This window comes from Marinobacter sp. C2H3, assembly GCF_037080155.1.
GTDB lineage: Bacteria > Pseudomonadota > Gammaproteobacteria > Pseudomonadales > Oleiphilaceae > Marinobacter.
Genome location: NZ_JBBBNZ010000006.1, coordinates 87,754 through 112,482, shown reverse-complemented (window position 1 = coordinate 112,482; position 24,729 = coordinate 87,754). Strand labels below are relative to the sequence as shown.

The window sequence follows — 24,729 nt, the reverse complement described above, 5'->3', positions numbered from 1 at the left end:
TCATTTCCGGTGCGCTCCGTTGGGCGTGCCATCTGCAGCAAACGCAGGCCTACCCCTAAGAAAGGCAAAACCTCCAAGAAACCTGTTGCGGAACTTCCGTCTCTTGACCCGATTCCCCGAGAACAATGATTTCAAAAAGTAAATCAGGAGCATTCGATACGGGCTCTTTCTGCCGTACGCGAGCTTGTGTTTGGCAAAAAAATAAAAGTGTGACCATGCGAAGTGCCAGTTTTTGAGATCCTCAGTTGCGGGATTTGGTTCGCTGGATTGACCTTTCAGGTGCTCTACAAACTGGTCGGTGTTTACGACGATGCGTTTGCCGGCGTGCGTTGCCCGAAAACACAAATCGGTCTCCTCTGAAAACAGGAAAATGTTTTCGTCGAAAAAGCCAATGTCCTTGAACTGCTGAAGATCAAACAACATTAAGGCCCCGCTGATCCATTTTTTGTCCTTGATTCCTTGCCTGACGGCCTCCTTGTCCCGCACCGCGGGCGCTGCGATGGCAGGCTTCGGCACGAGGTCTCGGGTACTCGACAGCAGGGCATGCACGTCACTTGCTGACAGCATCAGATCCGGATTTACCAGCAAAAAGTACGGGCTTCTACAATTTTCGATAGCGGCATTGGCCGCTCGGCCGTAGCCAAGGTTCTGCTTCATGGACAAAACGGTTGCGTTAGGAAAGCGCTCACGGAGTTTTTGTGCACTGCCATCCGTACTGCAGTTGTCAACAATTAAGAAGGAAAAAGCGGATGTGTCTATGAGTCTCCCGAGGCACCGGACGATCACGTCGTAACTGTTGTAGGAAACGATGCCAACGGATAGGGCTTTTGAAAGGTCTTCGTCAGCTTGATTTTCCATGGGTTCTCCGAGCAAGCAAGGTGTCGACCTCTGATAGCAAGCGTTTGCGCAACCTGGGTGTGATTGCATCACCGTGCGCGCAGTAATCGCTTTGCTGCGTCGACAGACGCAAGGTTGTAAGGGTTTCGGTCGATAAATTCACGTTTTAAAAATGGGAATTGATGGTCTGTAACCAATTCGAGCGCGCCATGGTGCATCGGATTGAACTTGGTCGGATTGTTGGCAGCGTTAAACGTTGTCAGATCTTGGAGCTTAAAGAGAGGCGCCGCCGTCAGTCCGAACTGAGCGCATGCTGCCTCATGGATGAATAGTTCGAATCGTTTGATGGCATCATTACGGCTTTTGGCTGGTCGATAGTGCCTACGCCAGAAATAGTCAAAAAATCCACCTTCCAAGGCGGAGCCTTTTACGCCCCAAAAGTAGGACTGCAAATGGTACTGACGCTCGTAACTCTCGGTTAGCGCCATGACCTCAGTACCAACTTGATCCCAGAGCTCGAGGAGTGGAGCCAGCGGAACCAGAGGGCCATAGACACTATCGTTCGCGAATAAAATCCTGCGATACCCTGACGTTACGTCACCCAAGTGGTCGATTCCGGCTTTCCAACTGCCAAAGTCATAACCTTCATTGGGTCGGGTTATGGCGCACGATGCCCAGTCAAGGGCTTTGTGAAGGGTGCTCACTGGGAGAGGAGGCGTGCTGGATGAGATGAACGCAATGTCAGTGTTAGCGTCTTTCAGAGCCTGGAGATAATGAAATACGTCGTCGGATATCATCCCGCTAGAGCTGAAATGCGCAAAAAAACACAAGGTATCCGAGTTCCGAGTCCACTCCTGCGGACGGGTGCCGACGTACTCAAGGATGGTCGCTGGCAGGAGCCGCCTTCTGCGCCCCACGGCCAATGCCGAAATCGAAGCGATGCGCCGGGTTAGAGACATGGGGTGAAGATAGCTTTTTCTTGGAAGCGCATAACAGTCATCGTGAAAAGCACCGATATTGAATTTGGATCATACCACAACCGGTGATCAGATCAGCCGCGGTCCCGTTGCTGGATGAATCTCTGTGGCAAAAGCCGTAAACTGCCACGCTAAACCGACGATACGGAGCGCAGTTGTGAAAATCCTCGTTACCGGCGGAGCGGGCTTCATTGGAAGCGCCGTCGTGCGCCATCTGCTTACTGACACTGATCACTCAGTCGTCAATGTTGATGCCTTGACCTACGCCGGAAACCTTCTTTCACTCCGGGGCGTCGAGGGCGATGTCCGTTATCACTTCGTCCAAGCCGACATCTGCGACGCCTCAGCGATGCGGCGCGTATTCGAGACGTTCGATCCCGACAGTGTGCTTCACCTGGCTGCCGAGTCTCACGTCGATCGTTCGATCGACACAGCCGGCCAGTTCGTCCAGACAAACGTTGTTGGAACCTTTGCTTTGCTCGAAGCGGCACGCGAGCATTGGTCTCGGCTACCTGAAGCCCGTGCGGACCAGTTTCGCTTTCATCACGTTTCGACGGATGAGGTTTATGGTGACCTCCATGGCACCAGCGACCTTTTCACGGAGCAAACCTCCTACGCGCCCAGCTCCCCGTATTCAGCGACTAAAGCAAGTTCTGATCATCTTGTACGTGCGTGGCATCGTACCTACGGCCTCCCCGTTATCGTCACTAATTGTTCAAACAATTATGGGCCGTATCAGTTTCCTGAGAAGCTCATTCCTCACATGATTCTCAATGCTTTGAAGGGCGCCTCTCTGCCAGTCTATGGAAATGGCGAGCAGGTTCGGGACTGGCTGTACGTTGATGACCATGCGCGGGCGTTGGTGGACGTTCTGACGCGGGGACGTGTTGGAGAGACCTACAATATCGGTGGCCACAACGAGAAGCGAAATATCGACGTTGTGAAAGTGATTTGCAGCATCCTCGACGAGTTGGTTCCTGCGTCCGACCGCCTTGTCCGTTGTCATTCGGATCTCATTGAGTTCGTGAAGGACCGTCCCGGTCACGATCAGCGTTACGCGATTGATGCGTCCAAGATCGAACGTGAGCTGGGCTGGAAGCCTCAGGAAACCTTTGACAGTGGAATCCGGAAGACGATCGAGTGGTATCTGAATCAGCGCAGTTGGTGGGAGGCGGTGCTTGATGGCAGTTACCGGCTTGGGCGCCTGGGCGGAGGTATTCAATGAAAGGTATTATTCTCGCCGGAGGGTCTGGCACCCGCCTTTATCCGATCACTCAGGGGGTTAGCAAGCAACTGACTCCGATTTACGACAAACCGATGATTTATTACCCGTTATCGACACTGATGATGGCGGGCATCCGAGATATTCTTGTGATTTCGACGCCTCAGGATTTGCCGTCATTTCGGCATTTACTGGGCGATGGGAGCCAATTGGGCCTGAACCTCAGTTATGCGGAGCAGCCCAGCCCGGATGGATTGGCACAAGCGTTTTTGATTGGTGAACGGTTCATCGGATCTGACCGTTGTGCGCTCATCCTGGGTGACAATATTTTCTACAGTCACAGCCTTTCAGAGATGCTGGCGCGGGCTGCCGCTCAAGAGACGGGTGCGACAGTCTTTGGTTATCACGTCGATGATCCGCGCGCTTACGGTGTGGTTGAATTTGACCGCTCCGGAAAGGCATTGTCGATCGTAGAAAAGCCAGAAAAGCCAAAGTCCCGCTATGCGGTGACAGGTCTCTATTTCTACGACAATGATGTTGTGGACATTGCGCGTCAGATCCGCCCCTCAGCGAGAGGAGAGCTGGAAATCACCGACGTTAACATGGCTTACCTGAAACGCGGCGATCTCAACGTTGAAGTATTGGGTCGCGGTGCCGCCTGGCTAGATACCGGTACCCACGACAACCTTCTTGCCGCATCGCTGTTTATTCAGACGATTGAAAAGCGTCAGGGATTGAAAGTGTGCTGTCCCGAAGAAATTGCCTTCCGCATGGGATACATCGGGGAGCAAGAATTGCGAGGCCTCGCGGAGCCATTGCGAAAGAGTGGCTATGGTGAGTATCTGCTGTCCATTTTAGACGATAGTGTGTACGAATGAACGTGATCAAAACTGAGATAGACGGCCCCCTGATTCTCGAGCCTCGGATATTTGGGGATGATCGGGGGTTTTTCATGGAAACATTCCGCGCGTCATTTTTCGAATCCCTTGGCCCCGGTTATCGGTTTGTTCAGGACAACCATAGCAAGTCGGGTCGGGGCGTGCTGAGAGGTTTGCATTACCAGATCCAGCAGCCCCAAGGGAAGCTCGTGCGGGTGGTTCAGGGTGAGGTGTACGACGTGGCTGTTGATCTCCGGCGTCAATCGCCAACCCTTGGTCGCTCTGTCGGTGTACGCCTCTCTGCTGAGAGCAAGACGCAGTTCTGGGTTCCGCCAGGATTTGCCCATGGGTTTCTCGTGCTGAGCGAAACCGCTGAATTTGTCTACAAGTGCACAGATTATTATGCCCCTGAACATGAGCGGACGCTTCTCTGGAATGACCCTGAGTTGGGCATCGAATGGCCTGACTGTGCCGAGCCTCTGCTATCGGACAAGGATAAACGCGGCCTCCGGCTGAACGAGGCGGAGTTGTACGATGGGTTGCTCTAAATCGCTGCCGATTATTCTGCTCTTGGGAAAGGATGGCCAGGTCGGTCGCGAACTGTCTCAGAGTTTGATGCCTTACGGTCAAATTGTTGCGCTGGGGAGGGGCGAACTTGACCTCACAGACCTCGCCGCCATCGAGAGGGTGCTAACACAGTTTCAGCCGGACATTGTCGTTAATGCTGCGGCTTATACCGCTGTGGACGCTGCCGAAGGCGAGCGGGCCCTGGCATCCAGAGTCAATGCCGAGGTGCCCGGCCTTTTGTCTGAATGGGCGGCTCGCGCAGGTGCCCTGCTTATTCATTACTCGACGGATTACGTGTTTGACGGCAGAGCCCGCAGGCCTTACCGCGAAAACGACGCTACCAGCCCCCTCAATGTTTATGGGGAGACCAAGCTCGAAGGCGAAAAGCTTATCCGTCAGAGTGGGGCCCGACACCTTATTTTCAGGACCTGCTGGGTATATGGGCTCCATGGTCATAATTTCCTCAAGACCATGCTGCGGCTAATGCAGGACAAGCAGGAGTTGCGGGTGGTTGCCGATCAGTTTGGAGTGCCCACATCAAGTCGCCTGATCGCCGATGTCACGACAGTGGCTGTGAGCGATTATCTGCGCGCACGTGGTTCGGGCCGATTTGACAGCGGGGTCTACCATTTGTCGTCGAGGGGAGAGGCGAGTTGGTATGGCTTTGCAAGCCATATCGCAACGAGTCTGCCCGCCTGTTTCCCTCACCTTTCGACGGCACTGGAGCGGGTAACCCCAGTCTCGACAGAAGAGTTTCCAACGATCGCCACTCGTCCGGCCTACTCGGTGCTGGACGTGAGCGCATTAGAAAAGCGATTCAGCCTGAAGATGCCCGATTGGGAGCAAGGGGTTGAGCTTTGCCTGAAGCAGTTGGCAACCGTTGCTGACGCCAACTTCAGGCTCGCTTAATTCGCCCATAAAGCTCCAGATACTGCCCCACAATCACCTCCCGGCTGTAGCTGCGCCAATACAGCTCACGGGCATTCTCCGCCAGTTGGCGGGCCCGCTCCGGGTGCGCCAGAAGCTCACGCATGGCCTCGGCCAGGGGGGCAACCTCGTCGACAGGGGTAATGAGGCCAGTGTTCCCGGAGTCGATCAGTTCGCCGGGGCCCTGGGAGTTGGTGGCGATGATCGGGCATTCGTGGGCCCAGGACTCCATCACGATGGAGCCGAGGCCTTCGTGACGGGACGGGCAGACGAACAGGTCGGCGGTTTTCATCAGGCGGGTCACGTCGTTACGCCAGCCGAGGAAGCGGACCCGGTCGTTCAACCCCAGTTCCGCGCACTGCTGTTTCAGCGCCGCTTCTTCCGGGCCTTCCCCCGCGAGCCAGAGTACAGCGTCCGGAACGTCGGTCAGCGCCTTGAGCAACACATCGAAGCCTTTGTTGATGTGCAGGCGCCCGGCGGCGACGATCAGCGGGCAGCCGGCTGGCGTGTCAAAGCTGGTACGGGGCAGGGGGTCCACCGGCGTTTCGTCGGCGAAGTTGGGGATGTGGAACACCCGGTCGGCGGGCATGCCGCCCCGCACCAGGTGGTCGCAGATGCCGCGGGAAATGCCTACCCAGTAGTCGGCGTGCCGGTAGTACTTGAGGTTGTAGTAATGCCCGAGCCGGCTGATCAGGGTGTAGTCCCCCGGCGGCGTGGAGATGCTGGCCCGGTTCATCCAGGTCATCACGATGTCGGGGTTGAAGGCTTTGAGCGCCCGCCGGAAGGCCATGCGGCCGGTGATGTCGAGGGCCCCGCCAAAGCGGAAGCCCTCTACTGGGACACCGCCGGCGCTGAGGGCGTCCATCCGGTGCTGGTGGCTCCGCACAAACGCTTTCTGATCCAGCTGGCCGGTGGCCTGGAGGCCGTTCACCAGCCGGACAAAAAAGTTTTCCGCCCCGCCTTTCTCGGCGCCGGCGAGGACCTGGGCGACGCGAGTGTTAGTCATGGGGCGCCGAGCCTCCTGGGTGTTGTTGGTTCGGATGTTCGGGGCGATCATCGTGCAGCAGCAATCCGTGATACCCCGGAAAAGTCTCTTGGCCGCGCTGGCCGATCAGTGTGTCAATGCGCTGGAGCAAGTTCGAGGTTTTGCGGGCGGCTTTGCGCCGCTGTGCGGCGATGGGCAGCCAGTGTGCGGGGACAAGGCCGGCGCTTCCCAGGCCGTCGATCACGACTAAGCGCTGAATGCCGCCTCCATCCGCTCGCTGCACCACGATGTTGTGCAACAGAAGATCCCGGGAGGGTATGGCTTCGCGCTCCCAGAATGTCGACAGCGTCTCCACGGCGGAACGGCACTCGTCCGTGAAGCCCTCGTCCCAGAGAACTTTTTTCAGCGTTTGGGCAATGGCGCCGTCACTGTCCCGGATCAGCTCGGAGACCAGCCCCCTGCCCATGTCAGTGTCCACGAAGCCAAAGCAACGACTGATATGTCGGAATGCCCGGTCACCGTAGCGATGTTCAAGGCTTGCCATGACCCTGGCTTCTTCCAGGTTGTCATCAAAACTGGACAGCGGTTTCAGGTTCTTCGGAAATCCCTTTTTCCGGCGACGGTCCGCCAGCGAAAAATCCGGCCGCCGCACCTTCACGCACCGGCCCGGGTCCTCCGGATGCACAAAGCACAGGCGGTTGCCACCCTGGGCGAAGGGCGCCTGGTCGGACAGCGTCAGGGTCATTTCATCCGCCCATCCAAGTGGATGTCCCGGGCCCACACGTAGTCGTGGCTGAACGGCTGCTGCAGCGAGGACTCCACGATGTATTGGGCGTACAGGCGGGAGTTCATTTCCTGGTGGAAGAAGTCCCGGGCGCGGCTGGCCCAGGCCATGCGCTTGGCGTCGTCGTGATGAAACTCGCGGATTTTTGCCAGCAGATCATCCTGGTCGTTGAAATACACCAGGCTCTCCGGCGGCATCAGTTCATCGAACTTCGGGCCGCTGTGGGTGAACTGGAGAATGCCGTTGCCGGCAAGCTGGGCCATGCGGGCCGAGGAGTACCAGTAATCGCCCTCCTGCCGGTTCAGGTTCAGGCCCATGCGGGTGCGGGCCAGCGCCCGGTCGTAGTCCCGGCCCCACACCGGCGGCTCGCCAAAGCTGCCGTAGGTCTTGAAGTTCAGCTCGTCGCCCAACTGGTCCTTGAGCCATTTGACCATCTCCAGGCGCTTGGTGAAGTTGGTGCTGTTGCTGCAGAACAGCAGATCGATATCGAGATCGGTGCGGGCCGCGTTGTTCATGTTCTCGATGGCGGCGTCCACCGGGTTGGGCATATGGTAGACGCGAGCCCGAAGGCCCTCGAACCGGGTCAGCTCGCGCCGGCCGGTGGACACGAAAATGGCGTCCACCACCGAGGCGCGGTGTTTGATGCGCTCGACGTTGTCCGGCACGAACAGGGGGTCGTTGTTGCAGTGGGCCAGCATCACGTCCGGATGACGCCGGCGAATCTCCAGGAGGGTGTCATTGGTGATGATGTCGCAGTGCCCGGCGATGACCAGGTCCGGTTCCACCGCGTCCACGGTTTCCAGCAGTTTCTGGTTGGCCTTGGTTTTGCCCAGCTCCCGGATGCCGAAAGGCGCCTCGAAGGCGGCCACATCCCGGTCGCTGAAGACCGAGACAAAGTGATCGTTGCGAATCAGCCCATTGGTTAGTTTCTGCGCCCAGCTGACCCGGGTCTTGCCGTAACGGCGCAGCTGTTGATAGGCAATGTGCAGTACTCGCATCGTGCGACTTCCTCGGACGTAAAAACCCATATTGTACCAGCTGATCCGCACCCGGTCTTTACGCCCAGCCTGCCCCCGTGTCCGTGTTTACCGGGGCCCGGCGGGCCGGGTTCAGGCCCCGGCGATGGCCCGCCGGTAGACCGCGAGGGTGGCCTCAACCTGATGCTCCAGGCGGAACTCTGGCAGGATGCGGATCTCCGGATGCCGGTCGGCCAGCGCCAGCACGTTCTCGGCAAACCGGTCCAGATCATCCGGCGGCACCAGCCCGTCCGGGAAACAGGCGGACAGGGATTCGGCCGCGCCGCCGCGATCGAACGCGACCACCGGGGTGCCCACGGCAAGGGCCTCGGTGAGGGTGCGGCCGAACGGCTCCGGCTTGCTGGACATGTGGCAGACCACGTCCGCCAGGCGGTAGAACTGGGCGATGTCCGAGCGGTGGCCGGTAAAGGTGACTCGATCCGTCAGGCCCAGTTGCTGCGCCTTGGCCTCCAGCTCCGCGAGATAGCCGAGTTTGCTGGCCTCTGCGCCGCCGACAATCACACCGTGAATGCGGTCCGACTTGTCCACCAGGCGGGCCATCATCTCCAGAAACGCCTCCTGGCCTTTCCAACGGGTCAGGCGCCCCGGCATCAGCACCAGGGTTTTGCCCTGCAGGTGCGGGTACTCGGCATAGAGCGCCTGTCGCCACGCCGGATCCGGTGGGCCGGCGTGGAAGGCCTCGGTATCCACCCCACGCTGGATCACGGTGATGCGGTCCGGCGACACCCCGTAACTGTCCAGAATGTACCGGCGCACGCACTGGGAGATGGCGATCAGGTGATGGGGTTTGGCCATGACGGCGCTGTAGGCGTTCACCGAATACATGCCGTGGAAGGTGCTGACCAACGCCGGCCGGTCGCTTTCGGGCAGCCCCCGCCAGGCTAGCCAGATGATCCAGGCGGGCAGCCGGGAGCGCACGTGGATCACATCCGGGCGCATTTCCTTCAGGAGACGTCGCACCGGCAGGATCTGCCCGAAGGACGCCAGGGCTTTGCGGTGCACCGGTCGGGTCAGGTGGCGGGAGCCCCCGGCGGTCAGCTGGTCCACCAGTCGCCCGCCTGAGGACAGCACCAGAGACTCGTGGCCCCGCTTCACCAGTTCCCGGGCAAACTCGACGGTACCCCGTTCCACGCCGCCGCCGTTGAGGGCGGGCAGAACCTGTAACACTTTCATGGCTGATGGTCCTTGGGCTGTTCTTTGGTCAGAGGCCGGTGGGTGTCGCGATGAGCGGCCAGGGCGTCCAGCACCCGGCAGGCGGCCCGGTCGGCCTCCCAGAGTGGCTCGCTGACGGGCAGCCTGCCCGCCATCACCGCGTCTCGTTCCGGCCAGGGATGCACCATGCCGTCCTGGATCAGGCCCTGCAGGCCACGGACTACCCGGCTGTCGCCGGTGGCGGCCAGCTCGAACAGCCCGGTGCTGGCGCCGGCGGTGATCGCCTCGTACACCATGGACACGCTGTCCGGCGAGACCCAGGCCACCCGGGCACGGGCCAGTTGGGTCGGCAGCCACTCCGGCGGGGTGTTGTCGTGGTGGTGGTAATGCACGTTGCCCCCGGCGATGGCGGCCAGGTGCTGTATCAGCGGTTCCGGCGTGCGCCGGGACGAGGTGATGGTCCAGGTCCAGTCCGGATACCGGCGGCAGAGCTCGTCCAGTTGCCCGAGGATGGCCTCGTCCTGCCACTCATAGTGCTTCGAGGGTCCACCCAGCAGCACCAGGGCCTGGTGTTCGCTGACCGGGTCGGTCCGGGGCGTCACCGCGTTCAGCACGCCCCGGGTCACCAGGACGTTGGTTCGCCTCGGGGGCGCGTCGTGGGCGGGGACGACCGCCAGATCCACCCAGCGCAGCGGGAACGACGGCCGCATCAGCACCACGCAGAGCGCGCCGAAGCGGCGCCGGCAGGCCAGCAACAAACGGTGGGTGCCGGTGCCCGCCGCGACGATAATGTCTGGCCGTGGCAGATCCATGGCGGGCGGTCGGCCGAGCAGGGCGGCCAGTCGGCCGATTGGGTACTGGCTGACGTCCACCCAGACCGCGCGGGCGTTGGCCCGTTGCTCGAGCCGTTCGGCCAGGCCCCGCAGCTGGTTGCGGTGGCCGGGCTTGTTGTCGGTCAGCAGCCACACGGTGGGGCCTTGCTCGTCAGATGTATCAGGCATCTTTTTACGACGTGGGTTAGACGACGGCATTAGTCTTTCAGGCTCTGCCACAAATCAAAATGATCCCATACCGCCTTGAGTTTGACATCGTTGCTCATAGGGCCCGACTTGTTTCCCCGTTTCAACGCCTGGGCCTGTGAGCCCTCGATGGTCAGAAAACGGGTGCCGTAGCTGCGATTGTCATCAACCTGTCTGCAGCGGGTGCCTTTTTTTAATGTCATTGCCTTGAGCCAGATATCGTCTGAATTCGGGCAGATTGACATGAACAAGTCCTTGTTGAGGATGTTGTCGTCAAAGCATCCCGGGAAATAAAGCACTCCGCCCACCCCGGTCGGGAAATTCAGCAGTGAAGGCTCCACACTGCCCTGGCCCTTCGGCCACTGCTTGTAGGGAATCAGCCCCCCTCTCGAATCCTTAATCATGGCGTGCGCTCGGTGACAAGGGACCACGGTGGGGTCAGCCGTCCAGGCCCGGTAGAGCATATCAACCATATCGGGAGGGTAGAGGGTGTCGTCGTCGACGGTGATAATGAGGCTCTCTGGGTAGGCCTGCAGCGTATAAAAGAATTTGCTGTAGGGCCCCAGATCCCGTTCCATGTATCGGATCTCGAACCCCCGTTTTTCCTGAAGGCGCAATATCTCCGGGATCTGCTGCTTATCGGTTTCGCTGTCGATCCACAGGAGAATCCTGTCCGGCTTCAGCGATTGCTGAAACAGGCTTTCAATCGTCAAATAGACATTATTGAGCCGCTTGCCGTAGGTTGTCAGCGAGACAATGATGTCATGGGGCCTATCATTACCGACAACGCCCCCCGTCCCGCTGAGCGCAGACTGCAGGTATTGGGCCGATAGCACAATTTCTTTCATGAGCTGTATTGTCGACTGTTTGGCTTTCAGTCGGTCAGCCCGTCGCTTCGCTCTAAACATAAAAAACCACTTATCGTTCAGGGTTATAGGGGTTTGGGCATCCATCCGGTTGATGACGAAGCCGCTTGTATTCCCATTGATACTGTTCTGGCGCCATGCGAACCGCTTTCTCCACCGTGAGGTTGAGCGCTGCGGCTGCGGCCTCGGGGTCGTCAGTGTCTAGGCCGTTTTCCGCCTCGCTAACAACCAGTTTGAATCCCTGCCCATCAGGCAAGCGCTCGGCGTAAGTAAGGAGCGCCGCAGCACCGGTTTTTCTGAGCAACTTGTTGACCAGCGTCATTGTCCGGACGGTATGCCCAAAGAACGGTGCATAAACATTCGTCTTCCCCCTCGGCGACTGGTCGGGGAGGATCCCGACAACCTCGCCTTCCTTAAGTATTGACATCATACGGAGCAGGCCCCGCCGGTCTCCTCGGACAAGTTCCGAACCGAGGCGCCCCCGCACACGAATCATGTATTGCTCGAACTCGGGCAGGTCGGGCGGGCTGTATAGGGCGGCCATGTTGTACCGGGAAGAGAAAAACAGCCCGGCAAGCTCCCAGTTGCCGAGGTGCGGTGCCAGAAGAATCAGGCCCCGGCCGTTTGCACGGGCCTTGTCGATCAGCTCCAGCCCGACGGTTTCCCGAACGAGGCCCAGGCATCGCTCTACCGGCCACTCCCACATCAGCGGGATTTCCAGGGCTGCCATACCGGTGTGTGCAAGGGACTGCCGTGAAAGCGATGCCTGGTCCGACGATGACAGCTCAGGCAGGCACGCTCGTACGTTGATCTCGGTGACCTTGCGGGCGCCGGTGCCCAGCAGCCACGCTAGGCTGCCCAGCCAGCGCCCGATCGCCTGGGCGGCCCTCAGAGAGAGAAGGCTGGCAAGGCGAAGAGCGCCGGTAATCAGAACGTATTTTAGTCTGCTCATGATCGACCGTATGAATCCTCGAACCGGACGATATCATCCTCGCCAAGATAGGGGCCGGACTGAACCTCGATCAACTCCAGGTCAATAACACCTGGATTTTCCAGGCAGTGCGTCTGGCCAACGGGAATGAACGTCGACTGGTTTTCAGTAACCAAATAGGTGCGATCACCGTTTGTGACCTTCGCCGTGCCGCTGACGACGACCCAGTGCTCAGCTCGATGGTGGTGCATTTGGAGGGATAATTTAGCTCCCGGTTTTACAGTGATCCGTTTTACTTGATAGCGGTGTCCCTGATCAATCGCATCGTAAAACCCCCAAGGACGACAGACTTCCCTGTGGTTGCGAGCCTCGTTGCGCTGGCTGGCGCTGAGTCGCTTCGCCAGTTTGCCGATATCCTGAGCGCGTTCCCGGTGCGCGATCAGAACGGCGTCGGGGGTTTCTACAACTACCAGGTCGCTCACGCCCAAGGTGGCAACCAGTCGGCTGTCAGCGTGGATCAGGGTGTTCTTGGTGTCTTCCGCGAGTGCATCGCCTCGAAGGCTATTGCCCTGGTCGTCCCGCTTGGCAATCTGCCAGAGCGCTGACCAGGAGCCGACGTCACTCCAGCCAGCGGTCATTGGCACTACTGCGCCGGCGTTTGTTCTTTCCATGACAGCGTAGTCAATGGATAGCGAGGGGCTGGCTTCGAACGCATCCGGTGCGACGCGTATGAAGTCCATATCGGTTGTGCGATGGGCCATTGCTGCGGTGCAGGCCTCGAGAATCTGCGGTGCATGGGCAGCGAGCTCTGACAACAGCTGTCTGGCTGGGAACAGGAACATCCCGCTGTTCCAGAGGTACTCGCCGGACGCCAGGTAGGCGCCCGCCGTTTCAGCATCTGGCTTTTCGACAAATCGGGCCAGCTCGAAACCGCCTTCCGGGAAAGGCTTGCCACGCTGGATATAGCCGTAGCCGGTTTCCGGATGCGTCGGGGTGATGCCGAACGTCACTAAACGGCCGGCACGGGCAAGGCGCTCGGCCTGTCGGACACTGTCCTGAAACGCCTCAATGTCGGCGATGTCATGATCGGCCGCGAGCACCAGCAGGAGAGGGTCGGCGTCTCCGTCCGGTAATGACTCCAGGCATTCCAGCGCCGCGAGTGCCAGTGCCGGCGCGGTATTTCGACCACAGGGTTCCAGTAGAATCCGGGGGTGATCGTAGCCTTTTTGGCGGAGATGCTCGGCAGCCAGGAACCGGTGCTCGTCCTGACAAACGATCAACGGAGCCTCGGTTTCGAGCCCGGAAAGCCGATCCACCGTGAGCTGCAACATGGACTGGTGATCATCGGTCAGCCGCAGAAACTGTTTTGGATTCAGTTCTCTGGATAACGGCCAAAGCCTCGTGCCCGTGCCGCCGGCTAGGATAACTGGATGGATCATTGCCTTCTTCTCCTGCGTTTTTTGCCGCGCCGCCCGTAAAACCCCGGATCGCCCCGCTCCGGACGGGTCTTGAACCGGCGGTGCATCCACAGGTACTGGGCGGGGGCCTTGCGGATTTCCCGCTCGATAATCGCGTTCGTGCGGGTGGCGTCGGCCAGGTCGTCGCCGCTGGGGAAGTCCTCCAGCGCGGGGTGAAAGTAGATATCGTAGCCCGGGGCGTCATTCCGCCGGAAGTGGCTGAACGGTACGACCCGGCAGCCGCTGCGTTCCGCAATGCGGGAGGTGGCGGTGATGGTGCCGGTCTCAATGCCGAAAAACGGGGCGAAGACGATGTCCTTGCGGCCGTAGTCCTGATCGGTGGCGTACCACACGGCACGGTTCTGCTTCAGGCTGCGGAACAGGCCGCGCAGGTCCCGAGCGCCCAGAACCGTGCCGTACCGGCGCTCCCGGGCCCGGGTCATCACCGCGTTGACCAGCGGATTGTTGTGGTCCCGCTGCATCACGTCGGCGTCGATGACCTCGGTCACCAGGCTGCCGCCCAGGTCCAGGGTGCTGTAGTGGCCGCCCAGCAGCAGCACGCCCTTGCCGTGGGCGAGGGCGGCTTCAAAGTGCTCGTGCCCGTGAATGCGGGTGATGCCGGCCAGATCGGCCGGGTCCCGGAACCAGGCAATGCCCAGCTCCAGCACGCCGATGCCGTTGGCTTCAAAGGCCTGGCGGACCAGCTCGGCCTGCTCGGCGTCCGACAGCTCGGGGAAACAGAGCCGGATGTTGGTTTCGGTGATGTGCCGGCGGCTGCGGGCAAACCGCCAGGCCAGCCGTCCAAGGCCCCGGCCCAGCGACCACTGCCAGGCAATGGGCAGCTGGGCTGCCAGCCACATCAGCCCGATCATCAGCCAGGTGGGCCACCAGCGGGGGTGGCGGTAGGCCCGGTAATCGGTGTTTCGGGGGGCTTTGCGGCGCGTTTTGGTCACAGGGCAGCTCTGCTTGGCAAGTCACGAAAAGACGGTTCACCCGGCACCCGGTCCGTGTGCGGCGTCCGGCGGATATGCGATATGATAACGTATTGTTTTGCCGGGAGTCGTCCGTGCTTCAAATTCTCTATTCCATTCTGATTCGCTTGTGCCTGCCGTTCATTCTGCTGCGGCTGTGGTGGCGCGGCCGGCGGGCGCCGGGCCTGCGCCAGGATTGGTGGCACCGGCTCGGCTACGCGCCCCGCCTGGACGGTCGGGTGGTGTGGGTGCACGCGGTGTCCGTGGGCGAAACCATTGCGGCCGGTCCGGTGGTACGCCGGTTGCTTGAGCGGGATGATGGCACCACAGTGCTGATGACCGCCACCACCGACACCGGCATGGCCCAGGCCCGGCGCATGTTCGGCGACCGGGTACGCTACGCCTACGCGCCCTATGACACCCCCGGGGCGGTGCGCCGCTTTCTTGCTCGGGTTCGCCCCGCCGTGCTGGTGATCCTGGAAACGGAAATCTGGCCCACTATGATCCTTCAATGCCGCCAGCGGCAGGTGCCAGTGCTGCTGATCAACGCCCGGTTGTCGGAGCGCTCCGCCCGTGGCTACGAGCGGGTGGGCCGGCTGGCGAAGCCGGTGTTACAGAGCATCGACTGGGTGGCCGCCCAGGCGGAGGCCGACGCCGAACGCTTCCGGCTCATTGGCGTGCCGCCAGGCCGGGTATCGGTCACCGGCACCATCAAGTTTGATGTGGATATTCCTGAGGCGGTGCGCCACGCCGCCCAGGATCTCAAGGCGCAGATCGGCCAGCGACCGGTGTGGATCGGCGGCAGCACCCACGCCGGCGAGGATGGCCAGCTGCTCTTTGCCCACGAACAACTGCTGGCGCAGCATCCGGACGCCTTGTTGATTCTGGTGCCCCGTCATCCAGACCGTTTCGAGACGGTTGCCACCAAAGTGGCGGCCCACGGCCTGAGCCTGGCCCGGCGCTCCCTGGCTCAGCCCCCGGTAACCGCTCAGGTGTACCTGGGGGATACCATGGGAGAATTGATGGCTCTGTACGGTGCCAGTGACGTGGCATTTGTCGGCGGTTCGCTGGTGCCCCGGGGCGGGCACAATCCGCTGGAACCGGCGGCCTGGGGTGTGCCGGTATTGTCCGGGCCCCACGTGTTCAATTTCGAGACGGTCTATCACACGTTGGAGGCGGGCGGCGGCGTTCGCGTCGTGTCAGACGCGGACGCTCTCGCCGGGGTGTTGCTGGACTGGTTCGGACACCGCAAGGTCAGGGAACAGGTTGGCCAGCACGCCCGCCAGGTGGTGGACCACAACCGGGGCGCGCTGGCGCAGGTCGTTAAGGGGATCGTCGGGCGGCTGTAAATCCTTGCCAACCGCCCGATACAGCGGTCCTTCAGGGTTTTTCGGTCGGGTCGTCCAGCACCTTGGACTCGTTGGCAATCGCCTCGATGCCCGGCGCGGTCTCACTCAGCCAGTTGTTCAGGTCAATCAGGTCCTGGGGGCTCAGGGTGCCGGCGGCCTGTTTCAACTGAAGCGTATTCACCACGTAGTCGTAGCGCGCGTTGGCGAAGTCCCGCAGAGAGACGTAGTAGGCCCGTTCCGCGTCCAGCACTTCTACGATGTTCCGGGTACCCACCTCATAACCGGCCCGGGTCGCGTCCAGGGCGCTGCGACGGGACACGATGGTCTGCTCCAGGGCAGACGCGGTCGCGATGTTGTTGTTCACCGTCAGGAACAGGCTACGGGTGTTCACCCGGACATCCCGGCGGGTCGTGTTCAGTTGTTCTTCCGCCACCGTGACCAACGACCGTTGCTGCCGCACGCCGGCCTGGGTGCCGCCGCCAGAATACAGCGGTACGTTCAGGGTCAGGCCAATGACGCCCTGGGTGCCGTCAGCGCGGGAGGCGGCCAGCGCGCTGCCGTCCTCAATGCGGGTTTTGCCGTAGGAGGCGTTCAGGTCAAGCGTCGGGTAGTGGCCGGCCTTGGCTTCCTTCAGGTTCGACTGGCTGGCATCCAGCTGGTACAGCGCGGATTGGATGGACCAGTTCTGGGCCAGCGCGGTGGTTTCCCAGGCGGACGGGTCCATTGGGCTCGGGCGGTCCAGCGGGAAATTGCGGCGCAGGTTTTCCAGGTCGTCGGCGTATTCGCCGGTCAGCCGGGCCAAGCGCTCCCGGGCCACGTTCAGTTGGTTTTCGGCGGCGATGCGCTGGCTACGGCTGTCGTCGTAGCTGGCACGGGCTTCATATACCGCCGTGATAGCAATCAGGCCGACATCATACTGTTGCTGGGCCTGCTCGTACTGGCGCTTGATGGCCGCTTCGGTGGCCTTGGCAGTGGTGACGGTGTCCTGCGCCCGCAAAACGTTAAAGTAAGCGGTGGCCACGTCCAGAATCAGCTGTTGCTGCGCCAGGTTGTATTGGGCCTCGGCGGATTTCGTCTGGAACTTGCTGGCGTCGTAGCGGAACCAGGCATCGGCTCGGAACAGCGGTTGGGTGAGGTTGACGCCGTAGTTGTAGGACTTGTAGCTCTCGTCCTGGGCGTCGCCATCCACGTCAATGTGTTGGGCCTCGGCGGACGCGCCGATCTGGGGCAGCAGCGCGCTCTTGCTGACGTCCACCGCCGCCTTCTGGGCCTCAAACGTGGCCTTGGCCGCCGCCAGGCCGGAATCGTAGGTAAGCGCCTTGTTGTACGTTTCCACAAGGTCCATGGCCAGCACCGGCTGGGCCGCCATCAGACCAATCAGTCCGGACATCAGTCGTTTGTTCATTGGTTCTCCTGAGATACCTGTGCTCACGGGTGCCGATAAGCCCCGGGAAGGCGGAACGCTGCCGCAACGGCTGTCTGCAACGGTTTGGTGGGCCATTATGGACAATAATCAGCCGCGGCTCTACACTTGCCAAGTTCACACATTCAGTGTGGCAACCAAGTGAACACTCGCGTCTTGACGGGGTGCTGGTGCTGACGCAACGCGCAGACACCGGCTGAGATTGCAACTGCAAAACCCGCAACCTGATCCGGATAATACCGGCGTAGGGATTTAAGACACAGCGATCACCGGCCAGCCCTCAAAGACCGCCCGATCGTTCCGACGCCTCGTCATACGCGACCCGATACCCAACGCAACCGGGAGCGACCCATGAACGAGTTACCGTCTTACCTCAGCGATTCCGCCACGGTGGATTCTGCCGCCATAAAACCGTTACCAAGCTCACGAAAAATCTACGTAGAGGGTAGCCGATCCGATCTCCGGGTGCCCATGCGGGAAATTACGGTGGCGGACACCCCAACGGAAATGGGGGGCGAGAAGAACCCCCCGGTGGTGGTGTACGACACCTCCGGCCCGTACACCGATCCGGATGCCACCATTGACCTGCGCAAGGGCCTGAAACCGGTTCGCGCTGGCTGGATTGCCGAGCGGGGCGACGTGGAAGCCCTCGACGGCTACACCTCCGAATTCACCCGCCGCCGAATGAAGGACCCAACCCTGGACCCCCTGCGGTTCATGGACGAGCGCAAGCCGCTGCGGGCCAAACCCGGCCGGAACGTGAGCCAGATGCACTACGCCCGCCAGGGCATCATCACCCCGGAAATGGAATACATCGCCATCCGGGAAAACCTGAAGCTGCAGGACGCCCGGGCCCAGGGACTGCTGGACCAGCAGCACCCCGGCCAGTCCTTCGGCGCCAGCCTGCCGGCGGAAATCACACCGGAGTTTGTCCGGGACGAAGTGGCCCGGGGCCGGGCGATCATCCCCGCCAACATCAACCACCCGGAAATCGAGCCGATGATCATCGGCCGTAACTTCCTGGTGAAGATCAACGGCAACATCGGCAACTCGGCGGTGACCTCGTCCATTGAGGAAGAAGTGGAAAAGCTCACCTGGGGCATTCGCTGGGGTGCGGACACCATCATGGATTTGTCCACCGGCAAGAACATCCACGAAACCCGGGAGTGGATCATCCGCAACTCGCCAGTGCCCATCGGCACGGTGCCGATCTACCAGGCCCTGGAAAAGGTGGGCGGTGTCGCCGAGGACCTCACGTGGGAAATTTTCCGCGACACGCTGATCGAGCAGGCGGAGCAGGGCGTGGACTACTTCACCATCCACGCTGGCGTGCGGCTCCATCACGTGCCGCTGACCGCCAAACGCACCACCGGCATCGTGTCCCGGGGCGGCTCCATCATGGCCAAGTGGTGCCTGGCCCACCACAAGGAAAGCTTCCTGTACGAGCACTTTGAGGACATCTGCGAGATCATGAAGGCGTACGATGTGTCTTTCAGCCTGGGCGACGGTTTGCGTCCTGGCTCCATCGCAGACGCCAACGACGCCGCCCAGTTTGGTGAGCTGGAAACCCTGGGTGAACTCACCAAAATCGCCTGGAAGCACGATGTGCAGTGCATGATCGAGGGCCCGGGCCATGTGCCCATGCAGTTGATCAAGGAGAACATGGACAAGCAGCTGGAGTGCTGCGACGAGGCGCCGTTCTACACCCTCGGACCGCTGATCACCGACATTGCGCCGGGCTACGATCACATTACCTCGGGCATCGGTGCGGCGATGATCGGCTGGTACGGCTGCGCCATGCTGTGCTACGTCACCCCCAAGGAGCATCTGGGGCTGCCCAACAAGGACGATGTGAAAACCGGCATCATCACCTACAAGATCGCCGCCCACGCGGCCGATCTGGCCAAGGGCCATCCGGGCGCCCAGATCCGGGACAATGCGTTGTCCAAGGCTCGCTTCGAGTTCCGCTGGGAGGATCAGTTCAACCTGGGCCTGGACCCGGACACGGCGCGGTCTTACCACGACGAGACCCTGCCCAAGGACTCGGCCAAGGTGGCGCACTTCTGCTCCATGTGCGGCCCCAAGTTCTGCTCCATGAAAATCTCCCAGGAGGTCCGGGACTACGCCGCGGAGAACGGCATCGACGAGGTGTCGGCCATCGACGTAGGCATGCAGGAGAAATCCCGGGAGTTCGTGGCGTCTGGCTCCAAGCTGTATGACAAGGTTTGAGGTGAATGCCGTTGTTCGTCGACGTGTAGCCTGATGAGCCGTGCCCGGAGCCGGGGTGGTGGCCTTGTTCAGAAAGCGACTCGAGACGTCCCTGTGCGTCTCGGGCTCCGCCATCCCTGGCTCCGCACGTTTCTGAACAAGGCCTCCACCCCGGCTCGTTCTGGCTTTGGCCAATATCGCTCTGGCGGGAAGGGCTTCAAACAGTGGGAGATAAGGTATTCAGGCGGAAGGGCGTTGAATTAACCTACATATTACCGAAGTCATATGATCAGTATCGCCAAGGCGACTAGCAGTTAGTCCGGCAGGGCGGGTTGGGGCGGGCGGCCAAAAACTGTGCGGAGCCATGGGTGGAGCGCGATAGCGCTCCACGGGCTGGCCATGGAAGGCCAGCCCAGGACCCTCAGCGCGACGCAGGAGCAATAAGCGCTGAGGGGCGGAGCTCAAGCGCCCATGGATGGCCGAAGGAGCGGGTTTTTGGCCGCCCGCCCCAACCCGTCCAACCCCCGCAACAACCAGTCTTCACAAGGCCGCCACCCAAGCACGGTCGTAACCTTGACAGAACGCCACTTGCAGCCGGCCAATCCCAAAGGCTATCGTTCAAAGCCGACTCAAACACGGAACCCCCGATGCCGAAACCGTTTCAGTTCAGCGCCGACGACGTCACCATCGAAAAACGCGAAACCGTCTTCCAGGGCTTCTTCCGCATGGACAAACTCTGGCTGACTCACCCGCGCTTCGACGGCGGACAGATGCCCGTATTCACCCGGGAACTGTTCCTCCGGGGCGACGCCACCTGCGTGCTGCCCTACGACCCGCGGCGGGACGAAGTGGTGCTGCTCGAACAGTTCCGCCTCGGCGCCCTTGGCCGGAACCAGTCGCCCTGGCTGCTGGAACTGGTCGCCGGCATGAACGAACCCGGCGAGCGGCCTGAAGACGTCGCCAGCCGCGAAGCGCAGGAAGAAGCCGGCCTGAGCTTCCGCCGGCTGGAAAAAATCTGTGATTATCTGGTGTCCCCCGGCGGCACCACCGAAATGATCCACCTGTACTTTGGCGAAACCAGCACCCATGGCGCTGGCGGCCTGTATGGCCTGGATCACGAACACGAGGACATTCGCGCCCATGTGGTGCCGGCAGAGGATGCCATAGCGATGATCCACGATGGCCGTATCAACAACGCGGCGGCGATCATCGCCCTTCAATGGCTGCAACTGAATCGGCCGAGGCTGCGTGGAGACACCCCCGAATGACCGAATGGATTAAACGCCCCAAACGTTACGTGCCGGATCTGCGCCAGCTTGGCGCCCTGTGCGACGGCAACTATCAGCGATTGCGCCGGCTTCGCCAGTTGGAGGCTGACGGCCAGCCGGTCAGTGAATTTGAGCTGCACCGGGAAAACCAGTACCTGGGCCGGGTACGGATCACGGTTCTGCAAACCGCACGGTTTACCGAAACCCTGCTGCTGGAGCAGGTGCACAATTCCGGGCGTTGGCTGAATAATCCCCTGATGACGGTGCGGGTCTACCACGATGCCGCCATGGCGGAGGTGATCAGCTGCTATCGGGATCGCCAGATCGCGCCGGTGAACGACTACCCCAACCGGTTCATGCATCACCCGGATGAGAAGGCGCAGATCAATGGTTTTCTGGCGGACTGGCTGGATTACTGCCTCAAGTTCGGCCACCTGCCCATGGAACATGCCCTCTGGTCGGCCAATCAGGCCGCCGACTGACGGCCTGTGTGCCGCAGTTGTCAATTTCTGCAACGGTTTGTTAGCGACTTGTCGTTCTGTGAAGCCTGTGGCATTTGCGGACGACCATTCGGCCGGTGTCCATCGTACACTTGTTGGGAATTTAACGCGTTTACCAGGTCGACAACAGGCTAACCCATGACCCACGCCGCCGCGGCGCGCCCGCTGAAGGTGCTCCAGATAACCGATCCCCACCTGATGGCCAACGCCGAGGGCGCGCTGCTTGGCGTCGTCACTCTGGACAGCCTTGATGCGGTGATTCAGGAAGCCCTGGCCCGCCATGGCCAGCCGGATCTGGTGCTGGCCACTGGCGACCTGGCCCAAGACGGGTCGGCGGCCGCCTACCAGGTGTTCGGCGAACGCCTGTCTGCATTCCAATCTCCCAGTGCCTGGATTGCCGGGAATCACGACCATGCGGACCGGCTGGCAGACGCGGCGGAGCGGTTTGGCGCCCGCCACAGGGCCATCCTGGAAGGCGGCTGGCAGATCGTGCTGCTGGACTCCTCCGTGCCGGGCAAGGTCCATGGCGAACTGAGCAACGCCGAGTTGACGTTTCTGGACGCTACGCTGGCGGCCCACCCGGAGCGGCCGGCACTGGTCACCCTGCATCACCATCCGGTGGATATTGGCTGCGACTGGATGTCCGGTATCGGTCTGAACAACGCGGATGCGCTCTGGGCAGTGCTGGACCGGCACCCTCAGGTGCGCATCGTGCTCTGGGGGCACATTCACCAGGAGTACACCGCGCGCCGCAACGGCGTGACGCTGCTGGCCTCGCCGTCCACTTGCATTCAGTTCGCCACCGGGTCGTCGCAGTTCTCCGTGGAGCCCCTCGCGCCCGGCTATCGCTGGTTCGAACTGGCGGCGGATGGCCGATTCCACACCGACGTGGGCCGGGCCACCGCCTTCCAGTTCGATCTCGACGAGACCAGCGCGGGTTACTGAGCGACCGCTTCTACGCCTTCCCGCAGTTCGGCGGCGGCGGCCACCATCGCCGCCAGTGCCGGCCGGACCTCCTCCCACCGGCGAGTCTTGAGGCCGCAATCCGGGTTCACCCAGAGTTTTTGCGCCGGCAGACGCTGTGCCGCCTGCCGGAGCAGATCGGCAATCTGCGCTGCGGCTGGCACGTTGGGCGAGTGGATGTCGTACACGCCAGGGCCTAAATCGTTCGGGTAGTCCACCTCTCGGAAGGCGTCAAGCAGCGCGTTGTGGGAACGGGCGTTTTCGATGGTGATCACGTCCGCGTCCATGCGGGCAATGGCGTCAAGAATGTCGTTGAACTCCGAATAGCACATGTGGGTGTGGATCTGGGTTTGGTTGTCGACACCGTTGGCCGCCAGGCGAAACGCGTCGATGGCCCAGTCGAGGTATTCAGGCCAGTCCGATCGGCGCAAAGGCAGGCCCTCCCTTAGAGCCGCTTCGTCGATCTGGATCACGGCGGCACCGGCCCGCTCCAGGTCCTGTACTTCCTCTCGCACCGCCAGCGCCAGTTGCCAGCAGGTCTCACTACGGGGCTGGTCATCCCGCACGAACGACCAGTTCAGCAGCGTCACCGGCCCGGTCAGCATGCCCTTGACCGGCCTGGACGTGAGCGACTGGGCGTAGCGGAACCAGTCGATGGTCATCGGGTTTGGACGTCGAACGTCGCCGTACAGGATCGGTGGCTTCACGCACCGGGAACCGTAGGACTGAACCCACCCGAACTGAGTAAAGGCAAAGCCGTCCAACCGCTCGCCGAAATATTCCACCATGTCGTTGCGCTCAGCCTCGCCGTGGACCAGCACGTCAAGACCCAAGGCTTCCTGCTCTTCCACGCACCGGGCGATTTCCTGGCGGATGCGGTGGTGATAACCGCTTTCATCCAGTTCCCCCTGGCGAAAGGCCCGTCGGGCCTGCCGGATGTCCGGTGTTTGCGGAAAGGACCCGATGGTGGTGGTCGGGTAAGGCGGCAGGTTCAGCCGACGGGCCTGTAACAGCGCCCGCTCGGCGTAGGGTGCCTGGCGGCTGCCCAGTTGCGGCGTGACCCGGCCGAGGGCGGCCCGGACATCGTCCCGGCGGGTGAGGGGTGAGGCCCGACGCGAGCTGAGGGCGTCCCGGTTGGCGGAAAGCGCCCCGGAAATCCGTTCGCGGCCATCGGTCAGTGCGGTGGCCAGCAGGCTCAGTTCCGCCAGCTTCTGCCGGGCAAACGCCAGCCACTGGACTAGCGTCGGGTCCAACGCCGCTTCCAGCTCAAGGTCTACCGGCACGTGCAGCAAGGAGCAGGACGGCGCCAGCCAGAGCCGATCTCGCAGCCTGGCGTAGAGGGGCTCGAGCCAGTCCAGCAGAGGGGTCAGATCAGTGGCCCACACATTCCGGCCATTAATGACGCCAAGGGAGAGAACCTTGTGGGCGGGCAGCCAGTCGATCAGCCGTTCCACTTCGGGGCGGGCACTGACGGCGTCCAGATGAAGGCCCGCCACCGGCAATTCGCAGGCAAGCTGCAGGTTTTCCCGCAACTGCCCGAAATAGGTGGTCACCAGCAGCTTCGGCCGGCAGCCCTTGAGCTGGTGATAGGCCAGCTCAAAGGCGTGGCGCCAATCGGCGTCCAGTTCGGTCACCAGCGCCGGTTCATCCACCTGTATCCAGTCCGCGCCCGCCTCGGCCAGTTGCTCGAGCAACTGGCCGTAGACCGTCAGAAGGCCTGGCAGCGCATCCAGTTTGGGGCTGCCGTCGGTGCTCTTGGCCAGCCACAGATACGTAACGGGTCCCAGGATCACCGGTTTCGCGTTGTGCCCCTGCTGGCGGGCCTCCTGAAACTGGGCCAGCAAGCGCTCGGGGTTGAGCGTGAACCGGGTGGTTTGGTCCAGTTCCGGCACGATGTAGTGGTAATTGGTGTCGAACCATTTGGTCATCTCCCCCGCCGTGACGCCGCCTCCGCAACAGGCTTGGCTGCGGCCACGGGCCGCCCGGAAGTAGGCATCAAGGTCTGGGCCCCGGTCGCTGCTCAGCACACGTGCTGGCAGGTTACCCAGTGTGGCGCTCATATCCAGAACCTGGTCGTACAGGGAAAAGTCGCCGACGGGCACCCAGTCCAGATGGCTCTGGTCCAGCCAGTGCCGCCGGCGCAGGTCGGCGGCGGTGCGTTCGAGCTCGTCGGCGGATAGGTTGCCCTTCCAGTAGGTTTCCAGGGCGAATTTGAGCTCGCGGTGCTTGCCAATCCTCGGGTATCCGAGTGAGTGAGTGGTTACCATAAGAGTTTCTCCGATTCGATGTTGGCCATGGCGTTTATGAATTCACGCAGGATAGGCTCTCGAAGGAATGAAAAATAATGGTAATATTTCAACGATCCATGAATTTTGGTCATGGATTGGGCGTGCTCACCGTCTGGGCGG

General features: G+C 61.3%; 22 protein-coding genes and 1 riboswitch. Of the genes, 9 read left to right on the top strand and 13 right to left on the bottom strand.

Going from position 1 to position 24,729, the window contains the following annotated elements; genetic code table 11:
* Both V3388_RS15120 and V3388_RS15115 read right to left on the bottom strand, forming a co-directional pair.
* Positions 1 to 858, bottom strand: a complete 858-nt coding sequence (locus tag V3388_RS15120) for a glycosyltransferase family 2 protein (protein ID WP_336368414.1) — start codon at positions 856 to 858, stop codon at positions 1 to 3.
* 68 nt (positions 859 to 926) lie between these two features.
* A complete protein-coding gene (locus V3388_RS15115) occupies positions 927 to 1,634 on the bottom strand; it encodes a rhamnan synthesis F family protein (protein ID WP_336368484.1) in 708 nt (235 codons plus the stop codon).
* Positions 1,635 to 1,971: 337 nt separating this feature from the next.
* On the opposite strand from V3388_RS15115, the gene rfbB reads away from it, so the two are divergent.
* From rfbB to rfbD, 4 genes are read left to right on the top strand one after another with little or no spacing between them, the layout of a single operon-like run.
* Positions 1,972 to 3,039 (top strand): dTDP-glucose 4,6-dehydratase, encoded by a 1,068-nt coding sequence (gene rfbB, locus V3388_RS15110; RefSeq protein WP_336368413.1) that lies wholly within the window; start codon positions 1,972 to 1,974, stop codon positions 3,037 to 3,039.
* Entirely contained in the window at positions 3,036 to 3,914 is an 879-nt protein-coding gene (gene rfbA, locus V3388_RS15105) for a glucose-1-phosphate thymidylyltransferase RfbA (protein WP_336368412.1), read from the top strand. Before rfbB ends, rfbA begins: the two co-directional genes overlap by 4 nt.
* Complete coding sequence (rfbC, locus tag V3388_RS15100; RefSeq protein ID WP_336368411.1) at positions 3,911 to 4,462, top strand: dTDP-4-dehydrorhamnose 3,5-epimerase; 552 nt, start codon at positions 3,911 to 3,913, stop codon at positions 4,460 to 4,462. The genes rfbA and rfbC overlap by 4 nt, the downstream gene beginning before the upstream one ends.
* Positions 4,449 to 5,390: a dTDP-4-dehydrorhamnose reductase gene (rfbD, locus tag V3388_RS15095; protein WP_336368410.1), complete on the top strand. Its 942-nt coding sequence runs from the start codon at positions 4,449 to 4,451 to the stop codon at positions 5,388 to 5,390. Before rfbC ends, rfbD begins: the two co-directional genes overlap by 14 nt.
* Here the strand turns inward: rfbD and V3388_RS15090 are convergent.
* The 9 genes from V3388_RS15090 to lpxL all read right to left on the bottom strand — a co-directional run bounded on the left by V3388_RS15090 (position 5,377) and on the right by lpxL (position 14,592).
* Positions 5,377 to 6,414, bottom strand: coding sequence for a glycosyltransferase (locus tag V3388_RS15090; RefSeq protein ID WP_336368409.1), 1,038 nt, complete (start codon positions 6,412 to 6,414; stop codon positions 5,377 to 5,379). The genes rfbD and V3388_RS15090 overlap by 14 nt on opposite strands.
* Entirely contained in the window at positions 6,407 to 7,138 is a 732-nt protein-coding gene (locus V3388_RS15085) for a YrbL family protein (RefSeq protein WP_336368408.1), read from the bottom strand. The genes V3388_RS15090 and V3388_RS15085 overlap by 8 nt, the downstream gene beginning before the upstream one ends.
* Entirely contained in the window at positions 7,135 to 8,175 is a 1,041-nt protein-coding gene (locus V3388_RS15080; RefSeq protein WP_336368407.1) for a glycosyltransferase, read from the bottom strand. Before V3388_RS15080 ends, V3388_RS15085 begins: the two co-directional genes overlap by 4 nt.
* Before the next feature lie 111 nt (positions 8,176 to 8,286).
* Positions 8,287 to 9,387 carry a glycosyltransferase family 4 protein gene (locus V3388_RS15075; RefSeq protein WP_336368406.1) on the bottom strand — a complete coding sequence of 367 codons (1,101 nt, stop codon included), beginning with the start codon at positions 9,385 to 9,387 and terminating at the stop codon, positions 8,287 to 8,289.
* Positions 9,384 to 10,367: a mitochondrial fission ELM1 family protein gene (locus V3388_RS15070; protein WP_336368405.1), complete on the bottom strand. Its 984-nt coding sequence runs from the start codon at positions 10,365 to 10,367 to the stop codon at positions 9,384 to 9,386. Before V3388_RS15070 ends, V3388_RS15075 begins: the two co-directional genes overlap by 4 nt.
* A gap of 29 nt (positions 10,368 to 10,396) precedes the next feature.
* Positions 10,397 to 11,233, bottom strand: coding sequence for a glycosyltransferase family A protein (locus tag V3388_RS15065; RefSeq protein ID WP_336368404.1), 837 nt, complete (start codon positions 11,231 to 11,233; stop codon positions 10,397 to 10,399).
* Positions 11,234 to 11,303: 70 nt separating this feature from the next.
* A complete protein-coding gene (locus V3388_RS15060) occupies positions 11,304 to 12,203 on the bottom strand; it encodes a lysophospholipid acyltransferase family protein (RefSeq protein ID WP_336368403.1) in 900 nt (299 codons plus the stop codon).
* Positions 12,200 to 13,621: a mannose-1-phosphate guanylyltransferase/mannose-6-phosphate isomerase gene (locus tag V3388_RS15055; RefSeq protein WP_336368402.1), complete on the bottom strand. Its 1,422-nt coding sequence runs from the start codon at positions 13,619 to 13,621 to the stop codon at positions 12,200 to 12,202. The genes V3388_RS15060 and V3388_RS15055 overlap by 4 nt, the downstream gene beginning before the upstream one ends.
* A complete protein-coding gene (gene lpxL, locus V3388_RS15050) occupies positions 13,618 to 14,592 on the bottom strand; it encodes an LpxL/LpxP family Kdo(2)-lipid IV(A) lauroyl/palmitoleoyl acyltransferase (protein WP_336368401.1) in 975 nt (324 codons plus the stop codon). Before lpxL ends, V3388_RS15055 begins: the two co-directional genes overlap by 4 nt.
* Positions 14,593 to 14,705: 113 nt before the next feature.
* Between lpxL and waaA the strand changes: the two genes are divergently transcribed.
* The gene (waaA, locus tag V3388_RS15045) at positions 14,706 to 15,959 is read left to right on the top strand and encodes a lipid IV(A) 3-deoxy-D-manno-octulosonic acid transferase (protein ID WP_336368400.1); all 1,254 of its coding nucleotides are present in this window, start codon (positions 14,706 to 14,708) and stop codon (positions 15,957 to 15,959) included.
* A gap of 31 nt (positions 15,960 to 15,990) precedes the next feature.
* On the opposite strand, the gene V3388_RS15040 is transcribed toward waaA, so the two are convergent.
* Entirely contained in the window at positions 15,991 to 17,364 is a 1,374-nt protein-coding gene (locus tag V3388_RS15040) for a TolC family outer membrane protein (RefSeq protein WP_336368399.1), read from the bottom strand.
* A 168-nt stretch (positions 17,365 to 17,532) separates the two neighbouring features.
* A riboswitch (TPP riboswitch) is annotated at positions 17,533 to 17,651 on the top strand.
* A gap of 82 nt (positions 17,652 to 17,733) precedes the next feature.
* Here V3388_RS15040 and thiC point away from each other — a divergent pair.
* The 4 genes from thiC (at position 17,734) to cpdA (ending at position 22,303) form a co-directional block, all read left to right on the top strand.
* Positions 17,734 to 19,611, top strand: a complete 1,878-nt coding sequence (gene thiC / locus V3388_RS15035; protein WP_336368398.1) for a phosphomethylpyrimidine synthase ThiC — start codon at positions 17,734 to 17,736, stop codon at positions 19,609 to 19,611.
* A gap of 626 nt (positions 19,612 to 20,237) precedes the next feature.
* Positions 20,238 to 20,858, top strand: coding sequence for an NUDIX domain-containing protein (locus tag V3388_RS15030; protein WP_336368397.1), 621 nt, complete (start codon positions 20,238 to 20,240; stop codon positions 20,856 to 20,858).
* Complete coding sequence (locus tag V3388_RS15025; protein ID WP_336368396.1) at positions 20,855 to 21,340, top strand: DUF1249 domain-containing protein; 486 nt, start codon at positions 20,855 to 20,857, stop codon at positions 21,338 to 21,340. Before V3388_RS15030 ends, V3388_RS15025 begins: the two co-directional genes overlap by 4 nt.
* Before the next feature lie 156 nt (positions 21,341 to 21,496).
* Entirely contained in the window at positions 21,497 to 22,303 is an 807-nt protein-coding gene (cpdA, locus tag V3388_RS15020) for a 3',5'-cyclic-AMP phosphodiesterase (RefSeq protein WP_336368395.1), read from the top strand.
* Here the strand turns inward: cpdA and metE are convergent.
* The gene (gene metE, locus V3388_RS15015) at positions 22,297 to 24,588 is read right to left on the bottom strand and encodes a 5-methyltetrahydropteroyltriglutamate--homocysteine S-methyltransferase (protein WP_336368394.1); all 2,292 of its coding nucleotides are present in this window, start codon (positions 24,586 to 24,588) and stop codon (positions 22,297 to 22,299) included. The two genes, cpdA and metE, sit on opposite strands and share 7 nt — an antisense overlap.
* Between the last annotated feature and the right edge of the window lie 141 nt (positions 24,589 to 24,729).

What these genes read in the sequence shown, in the direction of transcription:
- V3388_RS15075 (WP_336368406.1), bottom strand. Translation starts at nt 9,387, where the DNA reads ATGAAAGTGTTACAGGTTCTGCCCGCCCTCAACGGCGGCGGCGTGGAA.
- V3388_RS15070 (WP_336368405.1), bottom strand. Translation starts at nt 10,367, where the DNA reads ATGCCTGATACATCTGACGAGCAAGGCCCCACCGTGTGGCTGCTGACC.
- V3388_RS15060 (WP_336368403.1), bottom strand. Translation starts at nt 12,203, where the DNA reads ATGAGCAGACTAAAATACGTTCTGATTACCGGCGCTCTTCGCCTTGCC.
- V3388_RS15055 (WP_336368402.1), bottom strand. Translation starts at nt 13,621, where the DNA reads ATGATCCATCCAGTTATCCTAGCCGGCGGCACGGGCACGAGGCTTTGG.
- V3388_RS15030 (WP_336368397.1), top strand. Translation starts at nt 20,238, where the DNA reads ATGCCGAAACCGTTTCAGTTCAGCGCCGACGACGTCACCATCGAAAAA.
- thiC (WP_336368398.1), top strand. Translation starts at nt 17,734, where the DNA reads ATGAACGAGTTACCGTCTTACCTCAGCGATTCCGCCACGGTGGATTCT.
- metE (WP_336368394.1), bottom strand. Translation starts at nt 24,588, where the DNA reads ATGGTAACCACTCACTCACTCGGATACCCGAGGATTGGCAAGCACCGC.
- rfbD (WP_336368410.1), top strand. Translation starts at nt 4,449, where the DNA reads ATGGGTTGCTCTAAATCGCTGCCGATTATTCTGCTCTTGGGAAAGGAT.
- V3388_RS15040 (WP_336368399.1), bottom strand. Translation starts at nt 17,364, where the DNA reads ATGAACAAACGACTGATGTCCGGACTGATTGGTCTGATGGCGGCCCAG.
- rfbA (WP_336368412.1), top strand. Translation starts at nt 3,036, where the DNA reads ATGAAAGGTATTATTCTCGCCGGAGGGTCTGGCACCCGCCTTTATCCG.
- cpdA (WP_336368395.1), top strand. Translation starts at nt 21,497, where the DNA reads ATGACCCACGCCGCCGCGGCGCGCCCGCTGAAGGTGCTCCAGATAACC.
- rfbC (WP_336368411.1), top strand. Translation starts at nt 3,911, where the DNA reads ATGAACGTGATCAAAACTGAGATAGACGGCCCCCTGATTCTCGAGCCT.
- V3388_RS15085 (WP_336368408.1), bottom strand. Translation starts at nt 7,138, where the DNA reads ATGACCCTGACGCTGTCCGACCAGGCGCCCTTCGCCCAGGGTGGCAAC.
- V3388_RS15025 (WP_336368396.1), top strand. Translation starts at nt 20,855, where the DNA reads ATGACCGAATGGATTAAACGCCCCAAACGTTACGTGCCGGATCTGCGC.
- V3388_RS15120 (WP_336368414.1), bottom strand. Translation starts at nt 858, where the DNA reads ATGGAAAATCAAGCTGACGAAGACCTTTCAAAAGCCCTATCCGTTGGC.
- V3388_RS15115 (WP_336368484.1), bottom strand. Translation starts at nt 1,634, where the DNA reads ATGATATCCGACGACGTATTTCATTATCTCCAGGCTCTGAAAGACGCT.
- V3388_RS15080 (WP_336368407.1), bottom strand. Translation starts at nt 8,175, where the DNA reads ATGCGAGTACTGCACATTGCCTATCAACAGCTGCGCCGTTACGGCAAG.
- V3388_RS15090 (WP_336368409.1), bottom strand. Translation starts at nt 6,414, where the DNA reads ATGACTAACACTCGCGTCGCCCAGGTCCTCGCCGGCGCCGAGAAAGGC.
- V3388_RS15065 (WP_336368404.1), bottom strand. Translation starts at nt 11,233, where the DNA reads ATGAAAGAAATTGTGCTATCGGCCCAATACCTGCAGTCTGCGCTCAGC.